This window comes from Candidatus Leptofilum sp. (genome assembly GCF_965223525.1).
GTDB lineage: Bacteria > Chloroflexota > Anaerolineae > Promineifilales > Promineifilaceae > Leptofilum.
In genome coordinates this window covers 1965707-1987156 of the sequence record NZ_CBDCWX010000005.1, presented here as the reverse complement: position 1 = coordinate 1987156, position 21450 = coordinate 1965707, and the positions used below count along the sequence as shown (strand labels likewise).

General features: G+C 52.7%; 20 protein-coding genes and 1 tRNA gene. 10 read left to right on the top strand and 11 right to left on the bottom strand.

Going from position 1 to position 21450, the window contains the following annotated elements; genetic code table 11:
- The first annotated feature begins 57 nt into the window (after window positions 1–57).
- Entirely contained in the window at window positions 58–2478 is a 2421-nt protein-coding gene (locus tag ACOQPM_RS14195) for a PEP/pyruvate-binding domain-containing protein (protein WP_420629920.1), read from the top strand.
- An 87-nt stretch (window positions 2479–2565) separates the two neighbouring features.
- Here the strand turns inward: ACOQPM_RS14195 and ACOQPM_RS14190 are convergent, their stop codons facing one another.
- Both ACOQPM_RS14190 and ACOQPM_RS14185 read right to left on the bottom strand, forming a co-directional pair.
- Window positions 2566–2865, bottom strand: a complete 300-nt coding sequence (locus ACOQPM_RS14190; RefSeq protein ID WP_420629919.1) for an ankyrin repeat domain-containing protein — start codon at window positions 2863–2865, stop codon at window positions 2566–2568.
- 21 nt (window positions 2866–2886) lie between these two features.
- The gene (locus ACOQPM_RS14185) at window positions 2887–5718 is read right to left on the bottom strand and encodes a CBS domain-containing protein (RefSeq protein ID WP_420629918.1); all 2832 of its coding nucleotides are present in this window, start codon (window positions 5716–5718) and stop codon (window positions 2887–2889) included.
- 214 nt (window positions 5719–5932) lie between these two features.
- Here ACOQPM_RS14185 and ACOQPM_RS14180 point away from each other — a divergent pair, with 214 nt between their 5' ends.
- From ACOQPM_RS14180 to ACOQPM_RS14165, 4 genes are all read left to right on the top strand, one after another.
- Window positions 5933–6760 carry a hypothetical protein gene (locus ACOQPM_RS14180; RefSeq protein ID WP_420629917.1) on the top strand — a complete coding sequence of 276 codons (828 nt, stop codon included), beginning with the start codon at window positions 5933–5935 and terminating at the stop codon, window positions 6758–6760.
- A gap of 101 nt (window positions 6761–6861) precedes the next feature.
- Entirely contained in the window at window positions 6862–7665 is an 804-nt protein-coding gene (locus ACOQPM_RS14175; protein ID WP_420629916.1) for a transglycosylase SLT domain-containing protein, read from the top strand.
- Between the two features lie 37 nt (window positions 7666–7702).
- Window positions 7703–8074 carry a VOC family protein gene (locus ACOQPM_RS14170; RefSeq protein ID WP_420629915.1) on the top strand — a complete coding sequence of 124 codons (372 nt, stop codon included), beginning with the start codon at window positions 7703–7705 and terminating at the stop codon, window positions 8072–8074.
- A 176-nt stretch (window positions 8075–8250) separates the two neighbouring features.
- Window positions 8251–8940, top strand: a complete 690-nt coding sequence (locus ACOQPM_RS14165) for a metal-dependent hydrolase (RefSeq protein ID WP_420629914.1) — start codon at window positions 8251–8253, stop codon at window positions 8938–8940.
- A 127-nt stretch (window positions 8941–9067) separates the two neighbouring features.
- Here ACOQPM_RS14165 and ACOQPM_RS14160 read toward each other — a convergent pair whose 3' ends face one another.
- The 9 genes from ACOQPM_RS14160 to ACOQPM_RS14120 form a co-directional block, all read right to left on the bottom strand.
- Window positions 9068–10408 carry a M20/M25/M40 family metallo-hydrolase gene (locus ACOQPM_RS14160; protein WP_420629913.1) on the bottom strand — a complete coding sequence of 447 codons (1341 nt, stop codon included), beginning with the start codon at window positions 10406–10408 and terminating at the stop codon, window positions 9068–9070.
- Between the two features lie 62 nt (window positions 10409–10470).
- Window positions 10471–11283, bottom strand: coding sequence for a slipin family protein (locus ACOQPM_RS14155; RefSeq protein ID WP_420629912.1), 813 nt, complete (start codon window positions 11281–11283; stop codon window positions 10471–10473).
- 359 nt (window positions 11284–11642) lie between these two features.
- A tRNA-Gln gene (locus ACOQPM_RS14150) sits at window positions 11643–11713 on the bottom strand.
- Between the two features lie 93 nt (window positions 11714–11806).
- A complete protein-coding gene (gene gltX, locus ACOQPM_RS14145; protein WP_420629911.1) occupies window positions 11807–13288 on the bottom strand; it encodes a glutamate--tRNA ligase in 1482 nt (493 codons plus the stop codon).
- 219 nt (window positions 13289–13507) lie between these two features.
- Window positions 13508–14629: an FtsW/RodA/SpoVE family cell cycle protein gene (locus ACOQPM_RS14140; RefSeq protein WP_420629910.1), complete on the bottom strand. Its 1122-nt coding sequence runs from the start codon at window positions 14627–14629 to the stop codon at window positions 13508–13510.
- 151 nt (window positions 14630–14780) lie between these two features.
- Window positions 14781–15056: a cell division topological specificity factor MinE gene (gene minE, locus ACOQPM_RS14135; RefSeq protein ID WP_420629909.1), complete on the bottom strand. Its 276-nt coding sequence runs from the start codon at window positions 15054–15056 to the stop codon at window positions 14781–14783.
- A 14-nt stretch (window positions 15057–15070) separates the two neighbouring features.
- Window positions 15071–15874, bottom strand: a complete 804-nt coding sequence (gene minD / locus ACOQPM_RS14130) for a septum site-determining protein MinD (RefSeq protein ID WP_420629908.1) — start codon at window positions 15872–15874, stop codon at window positions 15071–15073.
- 93 nt (window positions 15875–15967) lie between these two features.
- A complete protein-coding gene (gene minC / locus ACOQPM_RS14125; protein WP_420629907.1) occupies window positions 15968–16681 on the bottom strand; it encodes a septum site-determining protein MinC in 714 nt (237 codons plus the stop codon).
- A 279-nt stretch (window positions 16682–16960) separates the two neighbouring features.
- On the bottom strand, window positions 16961–17965 hold the full coding sequence (locus ACOQPM_RS14120; protein WP_420629906.1) for a GDP-mannose 4,6-dehydratase: 1005 nt from the start codon (window positions 17963–17965) through the stop codon (window positions 16961–16963).
- A gap of 188 nt (window positions 17966–18153) precedes the next feature.
- Here ACOQPM_RS14120 and ACOQPM_RS14115 point away from each other — a divergent pair, with 188 nt between their 5' ends.
- From ACOQPM_RS14115 to ACOQPM_RS14095, 5 genes are all read left to right on the top strand, one after another.
- Window positions 18154–18444: an AbrB/MazE/SpoVT family DNA-binding domain-containing protein gene (locus ACOQPM_RS14115; RefSeq protein ID WP_420629905.1), complete on the top strand. Its 291-nt coding sequence runs from the start codon at window positions 18154–18156 to the stop codon at window positions 18442–18444.
- Entirely contained in the window at window positions 18425–18880 is a 456-nt protein-coding gene (locus ACOQPM_RS14110; protein ID WP_420629904.1) for a PIN domain-containing protein, read from the top strand. Before ACOQPM_RS14115 ends, ACOQPM_RS14110 begins: the two co-directional genes overlap by 20 nt.
- 29 nt (window positions 18881–18909) lie before the next feature.
- On the top strand, window positions 18910–19848 hold the full coding sequence (locus tag ACOQPM_RS14105; RefSeq protein ID WP_420629903.1) for a N(4)-(beta-N-acetylglucosaminyl)-L-asparaginase: 939 nt from the start codon (window positions 18910–18912) through the stop codon (window positions 19846–19848).
- A 119-nt stretch (window positions 19849–19967) separates the two neighbouring features.
- Window positions 19968–20384: a response regulator gene (locus ACOQPM_RS14100; protein WP_420629902.1), complete on the top strand. Its 417-nt coding sequence runs from the start codon at window positions 19968–19970 to the stop codon at window positions 20382–20384.
- Between the two features lie 121 nt (window positions 20385–20505).
- A complete protein-coding gene (locus tag ACOQPM_RS14095; RefSeq protein WP_420629901.1) occupies window positions 20506–21402 on the top strand; it encodes a haloalkane dehalogenase in 897 nt (298 codons plus the stop codon).
- Window positions 21403–21450 lie beyond the last annotated feature (48 nt).

Sequence of the window (21450 nt, the reverse complement as noted above, 5' to 3'; positions counted from 1 at the left end):
CTAGGGTATAATAAGCTGGATATCCCATGAGGTTTGTGTGATACCAGGAGAACCAACATGCCCCATCCCGTACCCAGCAACTATTCAACGCCAATTCGCAGCATTACCCCAACCATTGACATTTACATAAAGTTAGCACAGTACCCTACCCTTGCCCACGAAATTCGGGTACGGATGCGTGATGAGCTGTTCCAGCGCGGCATCATCGAGGAAGAAGTGCTTAATGCAGAAGTAAAAGAAAAAGCATTAGAATCGCAGCGACGTGAAGGTCTGTTTGATCCATTTGGGCAAGAACAGGCCCACATTTGGCAAAAGCGCAAAGATCGCATACGAGATTTTCAGACAGATGCGTATTTTGGTAATAACCTCAGCATCACCTTGCTAGACGGCATCATTGAGGAAGTGCTCAACAGCCAGCCAGGGCATTCAGATTCAATTGAGCTAAACTTTAACCCAGAAATTGCCCCCTGGGAAATGCTGTTCCGGCAGGGGGAACTATACGAGAATCTCCCGCCCGACCAGCTAAAAAAGGTAAAACATCACCTGTTGGAAATTAAGGTCGTCCTGATCAAAGGGATGATCAGCGACCAACTGCGCTTTATTGCCGTTGCCAAGCATGTGTTTAGCATTGACGACTTGCGCCGCATTTACCGACGGCGGATTGGCGGAGGCAAAATTGGCGGCAAGGCGGCAGGTATGATCCTTGCCTGGAAGATTTTGCAACAAAAATCAACGGATGGCAGCCCAGACATCAGTGAGTTTGTAGAAATTCCTGACTCTTACTTTTTGGGAAGTGAAGTCATTTACGACTTCCGGCTGATGAACAATTTGGAACGGTACATGAATCAGAAGTATCGGCCGCTCGATGAAATTCGTGAAGAGCACCCCAAAATTGAAGAGGATCATCTGGCGGGAACATTCCCGCCCCATATTGTGCAGCGGCTCAACGACATGTTGGATGAATTTGGAGATGACCCGATCATTGTGCGCTCGTCCAGCTTGCTGGAAGACAATTTTGGCTACTCTTTTGCGGGCAAGTACAGCAGCTATTTTTGCCCCAACCAGGGCACTAAAGAGAAAAATCTAAAAGATTTGCTGGATGCAATTCGGCGTGTCTATGCCAGTACCATAAACCCCGATGCGATTTTGTACCGGCAGCATCATGGGTTAATTGATTATGATGAGCGAATGGCGGTTTTGTTGCAGCGCGTGCGGGGTAAGCGCTACGGCCGTTACTTTTTTCCAACCATCGCTGGGGTGGGCTTTAGCCGCAATCCGTTCCGCTGGCACCCTAAAATTGACCGCAACGCGGGCTTTTTACGCATCGTCTGGGGTATGGGAACCCGCGCCGTAGACCGCGTGTCCAACGACTACCCGCGCATGATCTCACTTAGCCACCCCCGGCTGCGCCCCGAATCCACCCCGGCTGCCCAGCGGCAATATGCTCAATGGTTCATTGACCTGGTTGATTTAGAGAAGAACAAGTTTAACTCGCTGCCCATCGAGGAGGTTTTGGGATTGGACTATCCAGGGTTGCGCTACATCGCATCGCAAGATAAGGGGGAATATTTGCAGCGCATTGTTTCTGTGGGTGGCTTGGATGAACATGACCGTTTTGTGCTGACGTTTGAGGCGTTGGTGCGTGATCGTAAATTTGTGACGCTGATGCGTACTGCGCTGGCCAATTTGGAAAAAGGGTACAAAACCCCGGTAGATATTGAGTTCACGGTTGAGGTGTTGCCGGGACGGCCGTATCCAGAATTCAAGCTCCATCTGCTGCAATGCCGCCCACTCAGCCAGCGCAAAAACGAAGAGTTGGTCACGTTACCCACAGGCGTGCCAGAGCAGCGCATTCTGTTCACCTCACGCGGCTTGATACCAAACGGCCGTGCTGAACAGGTGCGATATATTATCTTTGTAAACCCGGAAACGTACCGTGAAATTCCCGACAACGCCACCAAGCTAGAGCTGGGTCGCGCCATCGGGCGACTCAACAAACTGCTGGAAGAGGAATCCTTCATTCTCATTGGGCCAGGGCGCTGGGGCAGCACCAATCTGGAGTTAGGCGTGCGCGTCACCTACGCCGACATTTACAACACGAAGGTGCTTATTGAGTTGGGTGTGGCGCAGGATGGCAAACCACCGGAGCTGTCCTATGGCACGCATTTTTTTCAGGATTTGGTAGAGTCTGGCATTTTTTCCCTGCCGATTCCGCTTCATGAGAAGGGAGCCAGCTTCAACTGGCGTTTCTTCCGGCTGGCACCCAACAGTTTAGCCACGCTGCTGCCAGAAGATGAGGGATTGTCAGACTACTTACAGGTCATTGATCTGCTCCAGCTAACCAACGGCTTCCGCCTGAACGTGCTGATGGACGGCACGAACAACGATGAAGCGATTGGCCACCTCGTAGAAAGCACCCAAAACGACCAAATTGTAGCCAACGATCAATCTTCACTAGGGTATCCGTTTATTGTGTAGTGGGAAGTTGACAAGGTGAAGGGGTGACTGCGTTCTGCGAACGCTTGGTGACAAGGTGAACAGCCGTTAATAATTTTCGTTCTCAAATTAGTCCGTTAGCAATTCAATAAGCTCTTTATGTCCCCCGGCTTGCGCCTCTATCAAAGCAGTGTGACCTCTCTTATCTCTAATATTCGGATCAGCACCTTTTTCCAACAGAAAACGAACTACGTCAATATGATTGTATCGCGTAGCTATCATTAAAATGGTTTTGCCACCATTGTCTTGAGCATTGATATTGACTGGTTTCCCATTTAAGCCCAAACTGCCTATAGACCTTTCTACCCAGTCAAGATCGCCAAACTCGGCAGCATCAAACAAATCTGGGTCTGCATCACCTATTCCCATCTGTTAAGTATCCTCATCTGTTTACTCAAGCAACTCATCCAGCAGCGCCAATTCCTCGGCTTCGGTGGTGACGTGGCCGTCTAGCTTGGCAGCGAGCAGTTTTTCTAGCAAGATGCCAAACTGCGGCCCCGGCTTAAGCCCCATTTGCTTGAGCGTGTTCCCCGTTACGGCCGTTCTCACCCCCCGCCACTCCGCCAAAAACTGCTCAATCAAGTCGGCAGCGGGCTGGCCTTCTAGCAAAATGCGCCCCACCAACAGCACCCGGACGGGATACGGCCGTAACAACTTCACCACCTCACTTGGCTTGAGCGCGGCGGGCAGCGTCACCCACTCGCGGCGCAAACGGCCGCACGCCAGCACATCCGCTTTGGTGGCCTTACGCACCCGCAGCCGCTTCATCGCACCCTGCTGCACGGCCTCTGGCAAGGCCGCCAGCCACAGCGCAAAGTAAACAAACGTGGGCGATTCATCCGCCAGCCAGCCAGCCCAGGGAGATTCTTGCCAAAATTCAGGGACGCGCTGGAAGAAGACGGCCGTTTCCGGCAGCCAAACCAATCCCTCCAAAATGTGACCCAACACGTTCAACGCCGCCAGTCGAACCATTGGCGCAATGGGATCGCTCTCTTGCAGCGTCAGCTCAATTTCGTGCCGCAGGCGTGCCCCAGAGACGCGATCCAGCAGCGGTAGCGCTTCTTTGATCAGCTCCAGGGTGCGCGGCTCAATCTGGAAGTTCAGCCGCTGCTCCAGCCGCACTGCCCGCAAAATGCGCGTGGGGTCATCCACAAAGCTCAGGCTGTGCAGCACGCGAATACAGCCGTCCACCAAATCTTGCTGCCCCCCATAAAAATCGAGTAGCTGCCCCAAAAATGCGCCATCCAGCCGCACCGCTAGCGTGTTGAGCGCAAAATCCCGCCGGTGCAAATCCAGCTTGATTGAGCCATGCGACACCTCCGGCAGCGCCGTTGGCTCTGTGTAAAATTCGGTGCGTGCCGTCACAAAATCAATCGTGGGGGGTAATTGGTGATTGGAGATTAGGGATTGAATATCTCTACTCTCCTGTTCGTCGCGCTGCAAAACGTTGCCCCACACCGCCTCATCCAGCAACCATTTGGCCGTGCCAAACCGCTTGTGGCTGCGAATTTCGCCGCCAAACTGCCGCGCCAGCATCTGGCCCAGGCGGATGGCATCTCCCTCGACAACCATGTCCAGGTCGGTGGGGGGCTTGCCCAGCAGCAGGTCGCGCACCAGGCCACCCACAAAGTAGAGGGGCAAATCCAGCGCATCGGCCGTTTCGCTGATGGCCAGCACCATTTGCCACAGCGCGGGGGGCAGCATCTCCAGCATGCGCTGGCGCATGTTTGCGGCCGAGGCCGCTTGTTTGCTGGGCGGCTGGAAGAGATGGTTGAGCAGATCGGTGCGGGTGACAATGCCGATGGGTTGGGTGCTATGGCCATCCTCGGCCACAACGGGAATTTGCCCCCACTTTTCGCTCAACATTTTTTGCTGCACGGTGTCTATGCCGTCAGACGGCCGTACCGTCACCGACCCTTTCCTCATAATCCGGGCGACGGGGACGCTGTCCATCTCGTGGCTTATGGCCCGGTCTACAGCGCGACGGGTGAGCAAGCCCACCAGCTCCCCCGCTGGCTCTGTAACGACTGGATACCCTTCATACCCAAACCGCTGCATCAGAACGGCCGCTTCCTGCACGAGCATCTCCGGCGGCACCATCTGCACGCCATGAGACATCAAATCGGCTACCCGAACCAGCGGCTGGACGGCCTGGAGTAAAGCGGCCACCACCTCTGGCTGCACGTCAACCAACTGCCGATCCTTGATGCGCGCCGCCGCTGCGCGACTATGCCCCCCGCCTCCAAAGGAGCGGGCAACGGCCGCCACGTCCACCGCGTCGGTTGTGCTGCGCGCCACAAGCTGCACATCTTCATCCAGCTGTACCAGCACAACCAGCCCGGCTGGCTGCAGCGATTCGCGCAGCCGGTGGGTAATCGAGGCAATTTCGTCTGTAAAATTTTCCGGAGCGACGGCACCAGCGACGATGAGCGACTGACCGCGCACCTCGTGCCAGGTGGCGGCAGCGTGCAGGTCATCGTATAACGCCTGCTGGCCGCTTGAGAGCGGAATGTTGAGGAAGCGGCGCACCACGCTCAAAATGCCGCCCGCTTCTAGCAGCCAGGCGGCAGCGGCCACATCTCGCGGCGTGGTGGTATCGTACGTGAGGGAACCTGTATCTTCGTAGATGCCCAGCAGCATAAGCGTTGCTTCCTCTGGCGACAGCGCCACGCCCTGCGCTTGAAGCTGCTCGACAAGCAGCGTCGTTGTCGCCCCCACGGGCTCGACCTGCGCTGTCCATGCCGCAGGCGGCGTCTCTTCTGTGTGGTGGTCAATCACATGAACCGTGGGCTGGGCAACCATGCCGCGCACGCTGTTGAGCGATTGAGTATCTACCAGCAGCACGTCTTTTACGCGCCGCTTGCGCCAGTCGGACGGCCGTACAAAGCGAAACGCATCCCAGTACAGTGTAAGAAACTGAGCCACGTTCCGGTTCAGGCGGCGGGAAAGGATCATCACGCCGTCGGGCGTTAGCTTGCTGGCGGCAAGCTGGCTAGCCACGGCGTCAAAATCGGCGTTCTCGTGGGAGAGGATGAGGCGCATGGGGATATTGTAGTGCATGGGGTGGGCGATGCAAGCATCGCTTGGTGACAAGGTGACAATATTTTGCCTGGCTGAAGGCATTTTGCACCAACTTTGTCTCTGCTGCGCCCAATCGCCGTTTCCAAGGGTCTCTTGGTCTTTTTCACGATTTTCACGCGGCAAACAGCCCATTTCTGCCATTTTACCGCCAATTGTGACACCTAATGCCACAAAAAGGGCGTTTTTTTCTTGACAATATAGAATATCTGTTCTAATATCCCTTTGTAGAACAAGTGTTCCACACCCTCCTAAAGCTGGCTGACGCGCCCTCAGCCAGCTCCCTCTTCACAAAATCGGGCGCATGGAAAAGAAGATTGCCCAAGCAGAGGGGCAACCAAAACAAGGAGATTTTGATATGCAGAACCAGTATGTGCGTACCCAAACCATCGGCACGCGCTTGTCTTCATTAACAAGCTCTGTGCCCAAGAAAACGGCCGTGGGCGGCATTCTCATCATCGCCCTCATCGCCTTCGAGATTTTCAACTTCGACACCACCAAATATGCGCTAAACAGCCTCATCGGGGATGTGCGCTTTTTGGGAATGCAGTGGGCTGCCATCCTGGCCATCGCCTTCTGCTCGATTGATTTTGCCGGGCTGGTGCGCCTGTTTACGCCAGAGCGCGGCATGGATGAGCCCAAAGAGGTTTGGTACCTGATGGGTGCCTGGCTGCTGGGCGCTACCATGAATGCAGTCATGACTTGGTGGGCTATTTCCCTCACGCTGCTCAACCACAGCTTTGGCAATGAAGTTCTGAGCCGTGAGCAGTTACTGCTTTATGTGCCAATCTTCGTCGCTGTGCTGGTTTGGCTCACCCGCATCCTGTTCATCGGCGCATTTTCTGTGGCAGGCGAACATATTTTTGAGTTCAATGAGGTCGCCGACAAGCCTAAAAAGCGGCCAGCCGCTACCGTCAAGCCGCGCCGCCGCGCCACTACTAGCAACGTTCGCCGCACGCCCATGCCCAAAACGGCCGCACCCACTCGAACGGCCGTGCCCAAACGCGCTTCGGTACAGCCAACCCAGGTAAACATGCCTATTGACGACTACAGCGAACCGCAACCAAAGCCAGCCGTGCAGCGCAAGCCCGTAGCCTCCCGCGTGCGCCAACGGCCGCCCCGTCCCAACGGCATGCGTCGCTCGCCCATGACTGGTTTGCAAGCCCGCCCGCGCAACCGCAACTAGCTTCGGTAATCCGTAATCAGTGTTCGGTAATCAGTTTAGATGAGTATGTTCAAATTGATTACCGTTTGCTGATTACTGTTTACTACCTTTCGAGGTAAACTATGACGGTCTACGAACAACAGCTAACTTCATACTGGGCGGTAGAAACACCATTGAATGAGTACGATGAGCAATTTGAGTACGAACCGGAAATAATCATTGGCGAGCACGATTTGCCGCCAGACCCCATGCAGCGGCGTATGCAGATGATTCTCATCTTTGTGCTGTTTGGCGCTATGCTGTTTGCCGTGCTGGTCATGCCCCGATTGGCCAATGCTGATTTATCCCTGGCTGGCCAAAGCGTGGCCGAAAATACAACCAACATGGTTGCCGCTGAACCAGAAACCGGTGGCGTTGTAAATTACCAGGGGAAAATATCGCCGGTCTTTTCCAATGAAGTCAAATATTGGGAAGCCAACATCGTGCGTTGGGCTGGTGAACACAGTCTAGACCCGGATATGGTAGCCACTATTATGCAAATCGAGTCTTGTGGTGACCCACAAGCCCTCTCTATTGCTGGCGCGCAAGGGCTGTTCCAGGTAATGCCCTTCCACTTTACTGCTGGCGAAAACATGATGGATCCAGACACCAACGCCCGGCGCGGCATGAATTACTTTGCCGAGCGGTTAGTGCAAACTAGCGGCGATGTTGGCAGAGCCTTTGCAGGCTACAACGGTGGTCACGTCGCCGCCGGTACAACCTGGGACAACTGGGCTGCCGAAACGCAACGGTACTTTGTTTGGGCCACCGGCATTTATGACGACGCCAAAGCTGGCTTAACCGACAGTCCGACGCTGCAACAATGGTACGCCGCTGGGGGGTCCAGCCTTTGTCAGCAGGCTGCTGCTCGCCTCAATTTGCAATAACTTCTGGCATCGAATTAACTTGATTGGGAGAAATGAGATGGAATTAGGCGCATTTTCAATTAGCTTGGCAGTTCAAGACCTGGAAACATCCAAAAGCTTTTACGAGAAATTAGGCTTTGAGGTTTTTGGAGGTGATCCAGCTTACAACTACCTCATGCTGAAAAATGGCGACCACGTCATTGGCCTTTTTCAAGGCATGTTCGACAAAAATATTCTTACTTTTAATCCAGGTTGGGATCAAAACGGGCAAAATCTGGGCAGTTACACCGATGTACGCGAGTTGCAGAAAGCACTCAAGGCACAGGGCATCGAAATCCAAAATGAAGCAGATGAAACCACGACGGGCCCTGCCAGCTTCGTTGTCATAGACCCAGACGGCAACCCAATTTTGGTTGACCAGCATATCTGATTTCTAATTCTCCATAACTCTGCAAAAGCGCAGGTGGCTGGAAACGGCCGTCTTGCGCTTTTTTTGTGTCACTTTGTTTGACGGCCAATCCTCCCCAATTTATACTTAAATCGTACTTCTTATTTATTTCAACCAGACCATTCACAATCAAATTCAGCTTTACAAGGAGGCTGCTCATGTCAATTTCTGTTACCTGGCACGGACACGCAACGTTTTCGCTAAATATCAACGGCACGCACATTGTGGTAGATCCATTTTTTGCGGGCAATAATCCATCGGCGCAAACTGGTGCAGCTGATGTTGCGGCCGATTTCATTTTGCAAACGCACGGGCACGGAGACCACATCGCCGACACGGTGAGGCTAGCGAAGCGAACCGACGCCAAAGTGATTGGCAACTTTGAAATTTGCAACTGGATTGGCGCGCAGGGGCACGATAATGTTCACGCCATGAACACGGGGGGTGGCTTCAACTTCTCATTTGGCCGGGTAAAGATGACGGCCGCTTTGCACAGTTCTGGGTTGCCAGACGGTAGCTACGGTGGCGACCCTGGCGGCTATTTGGTAATGGCCGATGGCAAGACGGTTTACATTGCAGGGGACACGGCACTATTTTCAGACATGGCGTTAATTGGCCGGGCTGGCATTGATTTAGCAATTTTACCTGTGGGGGATAATTTCACCATGGGGCCAGAGGATTCGGTGTTGGCGTTGGGTTACTTGAAGCCGAAAGTGGCCATCCCTTGCCACTACAACACTTGGCCCCCGATTGCCATTGATGTGGATGCTTGGGCAGAGAGTGTGAAGCAGGAAACGGCCGTTACTCCCGTCGTCCTCAGCATAGACGAAACCTACGAGCTATCGTAACTTGGCATATTCGCCAATCAGTTGTCATTCCCGCCTGCGCGGGAATGCACCATTCGCTTGCATGGATTCCCGTTTTTATTGGGAATGACAAGCAAAATTAGCGGCAATCCTATCCTGTTTTTATCTTTTAGGGAGTCAAAACTTCAGCGGAGAAGAGGCCGATACGGCCGTTGCCGTCCAACCCGGCAATGCTCACAGCATATTGCAGTGCTGGGTCTAGCCCTGTAATGGCCACATTTCCCGCTTCGCTGGCATTGACATAACGAAACTGCGGATAATCCGGCGAGCCAACAGGTCGGAACGAAATCGCGTACCCGGCTGCCGCACTGTCAGGAATCCAGGTGAGAATATATGCGCCTGGCTCCGCCATTGGCGACAGAGACGGCGCAACTGGCTGGGCAGGCGCACCGGAGGCATTCCCCATCACAGCGATTGTTAGCTGCGTCACCTGCCGCAAATAATCGTAGTCGATCCATTCGGCCGTATCGCCACTGTTGTGCTGCCGATTGGGGTCTTCCTGCGATTCCGTAACCCGCACGGCCGAAATGCCTGCCTTCAAAAAGCTGATGTGGTCGCTGTAACGGCCGTCTCTATCCTCCGCATCAATCAGCGTGTACAGGAACTCCGGCAAATACAGGTTGCCAACAAAATTCATGTAGCGGGCAAGCTGACGCGGTGGCGAGCCATCTGGCCCTGGCGAAAAGAGGCGCACCGATTGGGGAATGCCGGGTCGCCCGCCCACGATGTCCAGGCTCATCATGCCATCAATGCGCCACCCCTCCAACAGCCGCTCCGTCACAAAGTGGGTGCTGCCCAGCCGATTTTGCTCTTCGGCGGCAAAGGCCACAAAAATGATCGTCTGGTTCCACTCTTGGGAACTTAGTACGCGCGCCACCTCTAGCAACGCTGCCACACCAGAACCGTTGTCGTTGGCCCCTGGCGCAAAGCTGCTGCCGCTAAGGGGATCTATACTGCGGGAATCATAATGTGCGGCAATCACAATCACGCCAGGATGGATACTCGTGCCCTGTAATGTAGCCACGATATTTTGCTGGTTGTAAACCACCCCACCCTGATTCACAGGGAATTCATCTACTTCGACAAGGAGACGGCCGTTTCCCACCCGAATAAACTCATTAAAAATCCAGCGACGCGCTGCTCCAACGCCAATGCCCTCTGCATCTGTCACGCTATACGTATTGCGCGTGTTGAACCCTTGCAGGGTTTGCACATACCCCACCAAATTTTGCCGCGACACTTCCTCAAGCAATGTGCGTAAATCAGGGTTGGTTCCCTCAATCACATTCCCCTCAGGGTCTGTAATCAGCGGGCCAGCCTGGGCAATGCTAGCGAAAGGCGTACCGCCAGGTGGCGTTGGAATCGTAAGTTCTTGTGGCCCCTCTAGCAAAGAGCAAGAGATTAACAGAAGAAGTGGCAAAACGAGAAGGAAAATGGTTCGACGAGGCACAAAGACACCAAAAAGCGGGTGAGTTAGTTGGTTACTAACTCACCCGCAGTAGAACTTTTCAACTAATTTTCATCATCGCCTGCTGACTCATCCAACTTGGCCCTCGGCGCGGCCTCTTGTCTATCCTTGGCCGTGATAAACTCAGAGATGATGTCAATTGGGATGGGGAAAATGGTGGTCGTGTTTTGCTCCACGCCAATCTCCACCAGCGTTTGCAAATAGCGCAACGTCATGGCACCCGGCTCAGAGTTCATAATACGTGCCGCTTCAGATAGCTTCTGAGCAGACTGGAAGTCACCCTCGGCCTGAATAATCTTGGCCCGACGCTCACGCTCTGCTTCGGCTTGCCGTGCCATTGCCCGCACCATCGTGCTGTTCAGCTCCACGTCCTTGATTTCTACGATACTCACCTTAACACCCCACGGCTCGGTTGCTTCATCAATGATGTGCTGGAGCGTGTCGTTGATTTGCTCACGATCCTGCAAAATCTGGTCCATCATGGACTGGCCAATCACGTTCCGCAAGCTGGTTTGGGCAATTTGCCAGGTGGCTCGACGAAAATCTTCAACCTGTACAATGGCCATAACTGGATCAACGACGCGGAAGTACACAACGGCGTTCACTTTCACAGTCACGTTATCACCCGTGATGGCTTCCTGCGCGGGAACGTCCAGGGTGATGGTACGCAAATCAACCTTCACCATTTTGTCTATGATGGGGATGATAAAGAAGAGGCCGGGGCCTTTGGCACCCATTACGCGGCCCAACCGGAAGATAACGCCGCGCTCATATTCCTGCACAATGCGAACAGAGGCGATAAGCAAAACGATGAGCCCAACACCAACCACACAAATGACGGGAATCAAGAATTCCATTGTTGTCTCCTTTTCATACTGACAGGCTGAATTTTGCGCTCAGCCATGCAGCTGCTGTTACGGCCGTTTTCACACGACCCTTTGTTGTCATAAAACAACGCACCATTATTATACCGCATTTCCACCAATACCGACTGACCTAATTCTTGGGGTTTGAAAAGTGATTTGTAATCTATTTTGGGCAAATGCAGCTACCCTCGTATACGTAGGGACAGGAAAAAAGTTCTGCGAAATCCCCCATATTTAGCAAGGATTTGCTAATTTTTAGCCCAAAGCCCCATATCTGCCGGATACCATCCTCTCACGCCCACCTTTCGGCACAAAAAAGAACATAGCAATTGCTATGTTCTTTGATCTGACTGCGGGACCAGGATTCGAACCTGGACTAGACGGTTCAGAGCCGCCGGTTCTGCCATTAAACTATCCCGCACTATTTGGCTGAACGAAGCGAAATTTTACCAGATGCCCTGTGGGGCGACAACTACCGCTCCCTCATTTTTAGATCCGAAGTTTTTGCTTGCAATTAGGCAAAAAGTGGCAAAATTTGATCCAATCGTGCTACTACGCGATCGCGCCCCAAAGCCACCACAGATTCAAATAGCGGCGGGGAAACCTTCTGCCCCGTCACGGCAAAACGCATCTGCCCCAGGAACGGGCCAGCTTTGCCATTGGCCGTATGCTTTTCACCAATAGCAAATAGCTTGGCGCTTATTTCTTCCAGCGTGAACGGCTCTAAATTGGCCAGCAAATTCCGCGCTTCGCGGAAGGCGGCAGCAGCAGAATCCAGCGGCAGATGTTTATGCGTAATCGCTTCTGCACTTTCCGGCAGGGGCATCTCCTCACCTAAAAAGCGCAAAAAGCCAATGGCGTCGGGGAAACGTTTGAGGCGAACGCGCATGGGTGGCATAACAACCAGCAGAGCCTCTACATTTACTTCTAAACCGGCTGCTTCCAGGTACGGCCGTACCGCCTGTGCCAACGCCAACGGTTCCATCTCCTGAATATATTGGCCATTGAGCCAATCCAGCTTGCTATATGGCAGCTTGGTAGGTGACGGACTCACGTCTGCCAAATCAAAGCGAGCCATCGCCTCATCCATCGTAAATTTTTCGATGTCATCGCCAAAGGTCCAGCCGATGTTGGCCAAGAAGTTAAGTACCGCTTCAGGCAAATAACCCCCTTCCATAAATTCGCTGGCGCGCACTAAAATTTCAGTGCCAGCTTCTGTGAACGCCTGATGGCGCTTGCTTAGCTTACCCTTGCCGCTGGGGTTCAAAATAACGGGCAAATGCACCAGCACGGGCATCTCCCAACCAAATGCTTTGAACAAATTCACATGAATGGGCGCAGTGTTTAGCCACTCTACGCCACGCGTGATGTGGCTAATTTGCATGAAGTGGTCATCTACCACATGCGCCAGATGATAGGTGGGTAACCCGTTGGATTTAAGCAGTACGTAGTCGGTAAACTGGTCATTGTCGAAAATCACGTCGCCACGCAGCAGGTCGGGAACGGCCGTTTGCCCATCCAGCGGCATCTTAAAACGAACCACATACGGCCGTCCCTCCGCTTCCAGTTTGACCACTTCCTCCACAGGTAAATCACGGTAACGACGGTCGTAGCCAGAGCGATCGCCTTTGGCCTCCAACTCGCGGCGCATTTCCGCCAATTCTTCTGGCGTGGCAAAACATTTGTAGGCAAAATCATTTTCGATGAGCCAGTTGGCCCACTTTTGGTACAGCGCTTTTCGCTCAGTCTGGATGTATGGTCCGTAAGGCCCGCCCACATCTGGCCCTTCATCCCAATCCAGGCCAAACCAGCGCAGGCTGGCCATCAAGCTCTCCAATGCGCCGGGAACGGTGCGCTTAGTGTCTGTATCTTCGATACGCAGTAAAAATTGGCCATCGTGCCGCCGAGCGTAAAGCCAGGCAAACAGCGCTGCCCACACACCGCCAATATGCAAATAGCCCGTCGGGCTGGGTGCAAACCGTGTTCTAACCGTCATCAAACCTTCCTGATTCAATTTCTGCCACAGAGAGCACAGAGAAACAAGAGGGGTTTCTTCTTTCTGCGGCTCCTTTGATTAAATTTTGAATTGAATGGGGAGTATACCGGAATCGGTTAGCGGCATCCAAACTACTTTTTTATTAGTCACAAGAAGTAAAAAAACTGAGGGTCGGGTTCAATCCTCTAAAACCTCTGTGCTCTCTGTGGCTGACAAAATTTAGCCGAATTCTTGTTTACGGTGGCGCATAAGGACAGATTGGACGATGCCAATGCCGATGAAGAGCGTGGTGAGTGAGCTACCGCCGTAACTTACAAATGGCAGCGTCAAACCTGTAACGGGGACCAAGCGGACGTTCATGCCAATGTTAACAGCCGTTTGAAAGAAAATGACCGTCGCAATGCCTACACAAATATATTTGCCCGCCGGGTCCGGCGTCAGCCAGGCGACACGCAAAATCCGCCAAAGGATAAAACCGATTGACAAGATCACCACCAGCGAGCCAAACAGCAGCCCCATCTCCTCTGTTACCACCGAGAAGATGAAGTCGGTGTGCTGCACGCGCAAAAAGCCAAGCTGGCTCTGTGTGCCATTGAGATACCCCTTACCCCACCAGCCACCAGAACCAATACTGATTTGCGCCTGTTCAATATTAAAAATGTCGTCCTCATCTGCATCTTCAGGATTGACAAAAGTGGTGATACGTTCCTGCTGATAATCAGCCAAAAACGGAAAAACGGCCGCAAGCGTCCCAACCCCCAGCACCGCCAAAATGGCAAAATGAGACAATGGCAGCCCTGCCAGCCAAATAATTACAAACCAGACAGAAATATAAAGCACCGACATCCCAAAATCTGGCTGGACAAAGATGAGGGCAATGGGTATACCTACATAAATAAGCGAAGCAATTGTGTTAGAAAATTGGCCAATGCGATCGCGACGACTGGCCAAAAATTGACCAAACATCACTGGCAGGAAAATACGGCCGAATTCCGATGGCTGAATCCGAATCTCAGACCCCGGTATTGGAATCCAGCGGCGCGCATCGTTCCCTAATGCCCCCCCAACAAGCACCCAAACCAATGTCAGAATTAAGCCCACATAAATGTACCAGTGGGATGAAGTCAGCACGCGGTAATCAATCGAAGCTACCACCAGCATAAGCACCACGCCAATGATGGCCCACCGCACCTGATCCGCAGGCAACCCAGCCTGCAAGGGTGCGCCCGTCACCGCGCTGCGGATCATGAGAATGCCATAGGAGGTAAGCAGCAGCACGGCCGCTACCAGCCAAATATCAAAATAGCGCCACACCGACGTTCGGCGAACCTGATCAATCATAGCCACCATTGTAAAACGCAAACCGCCCGGCGGCGACACCAAGCGGCACTTTTACACAAACTATTCAGATTTGTAGCCAAAAACTTCAAAAGTCTTGTAAGCATCCTCACAAATTATTAGCGGGATTCAAGACTTTTGAAGTTTAACAAGATTACCGAGCAGTTGCCCGACGACGGCCGTTCTGATGCAGCAGCGGAATCTCAGCTACCAACCGACTTTCCTGCGCCGTGTTGTCCAGATTCACCACCACATTGTCCGGGTTAATCTCCAGCCGCTTGGCAATCACTTCAATGATGTCATCCTTGATTTGCTCCAGCAAACCGGGCGATACGTCTGCGCGGTCGTGGATGAGCACCATTTGCAGTCGCTGTTTGGCCGTGGTGCCACTCTTCTCTTTTTTCCCTAGTAGTCGCTCGAACCAATTCATTGCACACTCCTCAATTAGCTCTTGCTAAACCAGCTATTCAGACGATTCAAAATGCCTGTCTTTGCTGCTAAATCAATAAACGGAACCGAATCACCCTGCAAGCGCTGAGCCACATTGCGGAACGCTTGGCTTGCGCTGGAACCGTTCACGCCATTCATTGCTACCGGTGTTCCCCGATTAGACGAGATCAGAATTGATTCATCCTCTGGGATTACACCAATCAAATCAATGGCCAAAATATCGAGCACATCTTCAATGGAAAGCATGTCACCTCGCGCCACCATCTCGGGTTTTAGGCGATTGAGAATCAGTCTGCCAGGCCCTTTTTCCTCCGCTTCCAGCAAGCCGATGATGCGGTCGGCATCGCGCACGGCCGAAACTTCTGGGTTGGTCACAATCAGCACCTCATCAGCAGGGGCTACAGCGTTGCGGAAGCCGCGCTCGATTCCAGCAGGGGAATCAATGATGATGTAATCCATCTCCTGCTTCAGCTCATCGCACACCAGAAGCATGTCCGATGGACTGACGGCCATTTTGTCGCGGGTTTGGGCGGCGGGAATGAGGTACAGGTCTGGCTGACGCTTGTCTTTGATCATCGCCTGGCGCAAGCGGCAGCGACCTTCAATCACGTCAACCAAATCGTACACAATGCGATTTTCTAGCCCCATCACCACATCCAGGTTACGCAGGCCAATGTCGGCGTCAATAGCTACCACTTTTTTGCCCAGTATGGCCAGCGCCGAAGCGATATTGGCAGTGATAGTCGTCTTGCCGACGCCACCTTTGCCGGAGGTTATGGTTATTACTTTTCCGCTCATAATATCTTCTCCTGACCGAAGCTGGTGCCTGGCACTGGTCAAACGATGTTTGCAGATGAATGTTCTGCGACCAGCGCCAGGCACCTTGAGTCATTATCTTTGCCACATTTCGGCCACAATTTGGCCGTTGCGAATAGCAGCTTGTTCGGGTATTGCTTTGCCACGTTTGCCCTCAGGCGAAATGGCAATTTGGTTAGCAATGCGTAACTGCGTCGGCGAGAGTTCCAGGGCACAGATGACGGCCGTTTCATCCCCCAACGCCCCAGCATGTACCAAACCGCGCAGCCGTCCCCACACAATCACATCGCCGCTGGCCACAATCTCTGCCCCTGGGTTCACATCACCAATGATGACCACATGTCCTTCATGATAAATGGAACGGCCAGAACGCAGCGTCTCTTTGAGGATAAGGCCACCTTGCGACGGATTTTGGGCGGAAACGGCCGTTTCCGGTGCCACTACCTGCCATAAAAAGTTACCATTCAAATCAGTCTGGCTACCAGAAAGGCGCGTCGCTAGGGTCAGTTCCCTTGCTGCTTCCCGCACAGAGGGTTTTTCTGCCAGCACCGCCCACAATTCCAGTTGGTTCTGCTCAAACAGTGCTTGCAGCTCTTGCAACTCATCTTTGCTCAGGTTGCGGTAGCCAACCTGTAACGCCACCTGGCTACCTTGCAAAAAGGCCTGTTTTTCAGCTAGTTCAACTTTGAGCAGCGTCAATAAATCGGCAAAAGAACCGCGATCCGGGACGGTGACGAGTAATCCTTCACGAATGCCTTTGATGCCAATTTGGGAAACGACCTGTTCCATTGCTTGCCTTTACAAGTTATTGGGAGCATTGCCACCGCTACGGGTGAAATGCGGGATATTACAACAATACACCTGTTGCAATAATACAACAATACCCGGTAAATTGCAAGCCCCAAAATTGAATCTATATGCGAAGAAACAAGAGAGAAGTTAAATCTATAGGGTATAGGTGGGAGGAAACGGTCGTTTTTATACAAACCACGAATAGACAAATATCACAAATATCACGAATTGTCGTACCATTCGTTTATTCGTCTCATTCGTGATTGAAAGAAAAAACTATTGAAAACGCGCCAAATCGGCATCTACCATGATTTGCATGAGCTGTTCAAATGAGGTGCGTGGTCGCCAGCCCAGCTCTTTTTCCGCCAGCGAATAATCTCCTTGTAGCACGGTGATTTCTGTGGGACGTAATAATGCCTCATCGCTGACCACGTGCTCGCGCCAATCTAGCCCCACATGAGCAAACGCGATGCGGCAGGCATCGGCTACCGAGTAGGAACTGTTCGTACCAATGACGTAATCTTTCGGCTCGTCATTTTGCAGCATCAGCCACATCGCTTCCACGTACTCTTTGGCGTAGCCCCAATCCCGGCGCGCCTCCAAGAAGCCAAGCTTGAGTTTGCCACCTGGGGTGATTAACGGCCGTCCCAACTCATCCAACGGCGGGTTAGCAACCTGGTTTTTGATGCAGGCAACAGCGGCCGTAATTTTGCGCGTGACAAAGTGCAGGCTGCGGCGCGGGCTTTCATGGTTGAACAAAATGCCGCCACAGGCAAACAGACCGTAGCTTTCACGGTAGCAGCGGGTCATCATGTGGGCATACGCTTTGGCAATACCGTAGGGATTGTTGGCATCAATGGGCGTACTTTCCGTGGCGGCATCGGCATTTACGTGGCCAAAAATCTCACGACTGGTGGCTTGGTAGACGCGAGCCTGCGGCGCAAAGTGGCGCACCGCTTCCATAACGCGCACCACGCCCAGCGCCGTCACTTCACCCGTGTACAGCGGATGGCTCCAACTATCGGCAGGCACCGACTGGGCGGCGATGTTGTACACTTCGTCTGGTTGGTAGTCGCGCAGCAATCGCGCAATTGATTCGCCATCAATCAAATCGGCCGCTTCAATGATGATTTTGCCGATGAGATGTTGAATGTTTGGCTTTTGGTAGGTCGTGTTGCGCCGAATTGTGCCAACAACACGGTATCCTTTTTCTAGCAGCAGGTCGGCTAAATACGAGCCATCCTGCGAAGTTACGCCAATGATTAGAGCAGTTTTTGTCATGAGTTTCTCCTTCAACTTGCTGATTTAGAGGCGATGGTAACAGAAATAATGGGGGGAATTATACGGCCGTCCCACGATCGCTATCCATTTGAAGCTCCAAAATAGACAAAATGATTGTTTTCCCAAAGGTTTCAGCTATAATTACTGAAAATCAGAATTGACTGAAATACTGCATTGAGAGGCTTGTTATGGATAAGACAGTTCAAGTTAGGCAGCGCGGTACGCTCACTTTGCCCGCCGACCTACGTGATAAATACGGCATTCGCACTGGAGACACTTTTCGCCTGGTCGATTTAGATGGCATCTTCGTTTTAACGCCCATGGTGCCAATGGTACCCGAACTCGCCAGAGAAATTGAGCAAATGCGGCAAGAGGCTGGGTTATCCACGCAGGAACTCATCGTCAGCTTGCGAGAGCAACGAGAAACATATTACACTGAAAAATACAGCCCCGAAGCCGATGAACCAGACCAAACTTAAACCAATTCCCCGCGTTTTTGTGGATGCTGACGTTTTATTTGCTGGTTCTGCCAGCCCAAGTGAACATAGCGCCAGTCAGGTTGTTTTGCGAATGGCAGAAATCACCCTCATCGAGGCATTTATTTCTGAACAAGTATTTACCGAAGTGGAAAGAAATCTGGCAGCAAAGCTACCCCAAGCACTGCCTAATTTTCGCCACCTAGTAGCTCGATGCTTGCAAATCGTTCCTAATCCAACTATCGAATTGATTAAAGCCCACCAAGGCAAGGCTGAACCTAAAGATTTGCCTATTTTGGTCGCTGCTGCCCGCGAAAAATGCAATTGGCTGGTCACCTTTAATTTGGCACATTACCAACCCGGATTGAAAGAGGTCTCGGTTTTGAAGCCTGGCAGCTTCATTTTACTGGTTCGAGATTTGTTATTGCAGCTAACCTAATTTTCCACACTGAACAGGAGCATTGACCCATGATTGTTGTTGCCAGCAGCAACGGCCGTATTGGCATAAACGCAGCCACAGAGATTTTGCGCCAGGGCGGAACGGCCGTAGACGCAGTCGAAGCCGGGATTCGCCTGGTAGAGGCCAATCCCGAAGACCACACCGTTGGCTTCAATGGCTACCCCAACATTTTGGGAGAAATTGAACTAGATGCGAGTATTATGAACGGCCGTACCATGGAAAGCGGTGCCGTCGGAGCCATGAAAGGCTACCTGCACGCCATCACCGTAGCGCGGCAGGTGATGGAGCAACTGCCTCATGTGCTGCTGGTAGGTGACGGAGCCAGCCGCTTTGCCGCCGAAATGGGTCATCCGCCGCAAGCAGAAATGCTGCTGCAAGAAACGCGGGACGTTTGGCGAAACCGTTTGCAGCCAGAAATGAGCGATGCCGAGGTAGCACAAATTGCCGAGCGCGCCGATTTGTCCCGTTGGGTGCAGCTCGCCACCGACCCGGAACGCGCCAAAGGCACCGTCAACTTCATCGCCCAGGACAAAGATGGTAATATTTGCACGGGCGTCAGCACCAGCGGCTGGGCCTGGAAGTATCCGGGGCGGCTGGGCGATTCGCCCATTATTGGGGCGGGTAATTATGCCGATAGCCGGTATGGCGCAGCTGCCTGCACCGGCATGGGCGAGATGGCCATTCGCGCCAGCACGACCCACAGTCTGGTTTTTTATATGAAGATGGGCCTCAGCTTGGCCGAAGCCAGCGAGCGGGCGATGAAAGATTTGCGGGATTTAGACGGCCGTTTCATCAGCGTCATGAATCTGGTGGCGATTGATAAGAACGGGAATCATGTGGGGTATAGTTCTGTGGACGGCCGTACCTACATCTACCAAACCCCCGACATGCCCGACTGCGAAGAACTGCCCCGCACCGTGGTGCCCATTCCACCCCGCTGGGGCTGATCTGGAGACCAATTTTGTTACAGTTCAAGAATATTAGTAGGGGCAGACCCCCGTGTCTGCCCAAGTTTGGGCGCACACGGGGGTGCGCCCCTACCATTACACATATTTTTCATACAAACATGATCGACAAAGATAATTGCCACATTTTAATTATTTCCGAGCATGATGCTCTTGCAATGAACGCACTTCTTCAAATTAATGGATATAAGAACATTTACAAAACGTCTTCAAGCAAAGATGTTCTTTCGATTATTGAAGAAAACACACCTGACTTAGTCATATTGAATTATCATCCTCTCGCAGAAAATGAGTCCACAGGTATTGAATTATTTCGGCAGCTCAAAAGTGTTGCTACACTTAAAAATACAGCCTTCTTAATTCATGGGGCCAGGCTAAATCAGGAGAAATGTCAAGAACTTAAGGATATAGGCTTCTCCGGCGTTCTTGAATACCCATTACATGTGAATAAATTTCCAAAAGCATGCTCAATTGTATTGGACGGCGGTACCTATTTTAGACCTTGCGATAAATATTAGTGATGGAAAAGGAAATTTCAAACAGAAGAGTACAGCAAATTTGAGTAAGCAACGAATGGGAACAGCTAAAAAATTCGTTCCTTACTCAAATTCGTTGTTGCCATTATAAAGAGAGAAGCCTATGGAAATCATCCGTACTCCCGATGACCGATTTGAGAACCTGCCCGACTTCCCCTTCACGCCCAACTACGTGGAAGTCAACGGCCTGCGTCTGCATTACGTAGACGAAGGCGAGGGCGAGGTCATTCTCTGCCTGCACGGCGAGCCAAGCTGGGCCTACCTGTACCGCAAGATGATTCCCCCGCTGGCGGCGCAGCACCGCGTGGTTGTGCCCGATTTGGTCGGATTCGGCCGTTCCGACAAATACACCGACCCCGACGCCTACAGCTTCCAGATGCACCGGGATGTGCTGGTTGGGTTTATCGAGGCGCTGGATTTGTGGGGGATTACGGCCGTTGTCCAAGATTGGGGCGGCTTGCTGGGGCTAACTATCGCCACCCAACTGCCTGAGCGATTTGCCCGGCTGGTCATCATGAACACCGGCTTGCCTACAGGCATGTTCCCTATGCCGGAGGCGTTTATGCAGTGGCGCGCTGCGGCCGAGCGGTTTGGCAACCGGCTGCCCGTTGGTCGCGTTATCCAGGGCGGCACCGTCACTGAGGTGCCAAAAGAGGTGCTGGCAGCGTATGAAGCCCCCTTCCCCGATGCCAGCTATAAAGCAGGAGCGGCCGTTTTTCCCCTACTCATTCCCCTCAAACCAGATGACCCCGGTGCTGCCGAGATGAGTCGCGCCCAGCGCCAGCTCACTCGCTGGACCAAGCCCGCCCTCGTCATGTTTAGCGATGGCGATCCCATCACGCAGGGCGGCGACGCCCTGTTCCGTCGCGCCATCCCTGGCACACAAGGCCAGCCAGAAATCACCATCGAGGGTGCCGGGCATTTTTTGCAGGAGGATAAAGGTGAGGAGATTGCTGAGCATATTTTGGACTTTATGGAGAGAACGGCCGTTTCCCTCTAACCACCCCATCCCAAAACAGACCTTCCGTACTGCTGCTTTACCCTTTAT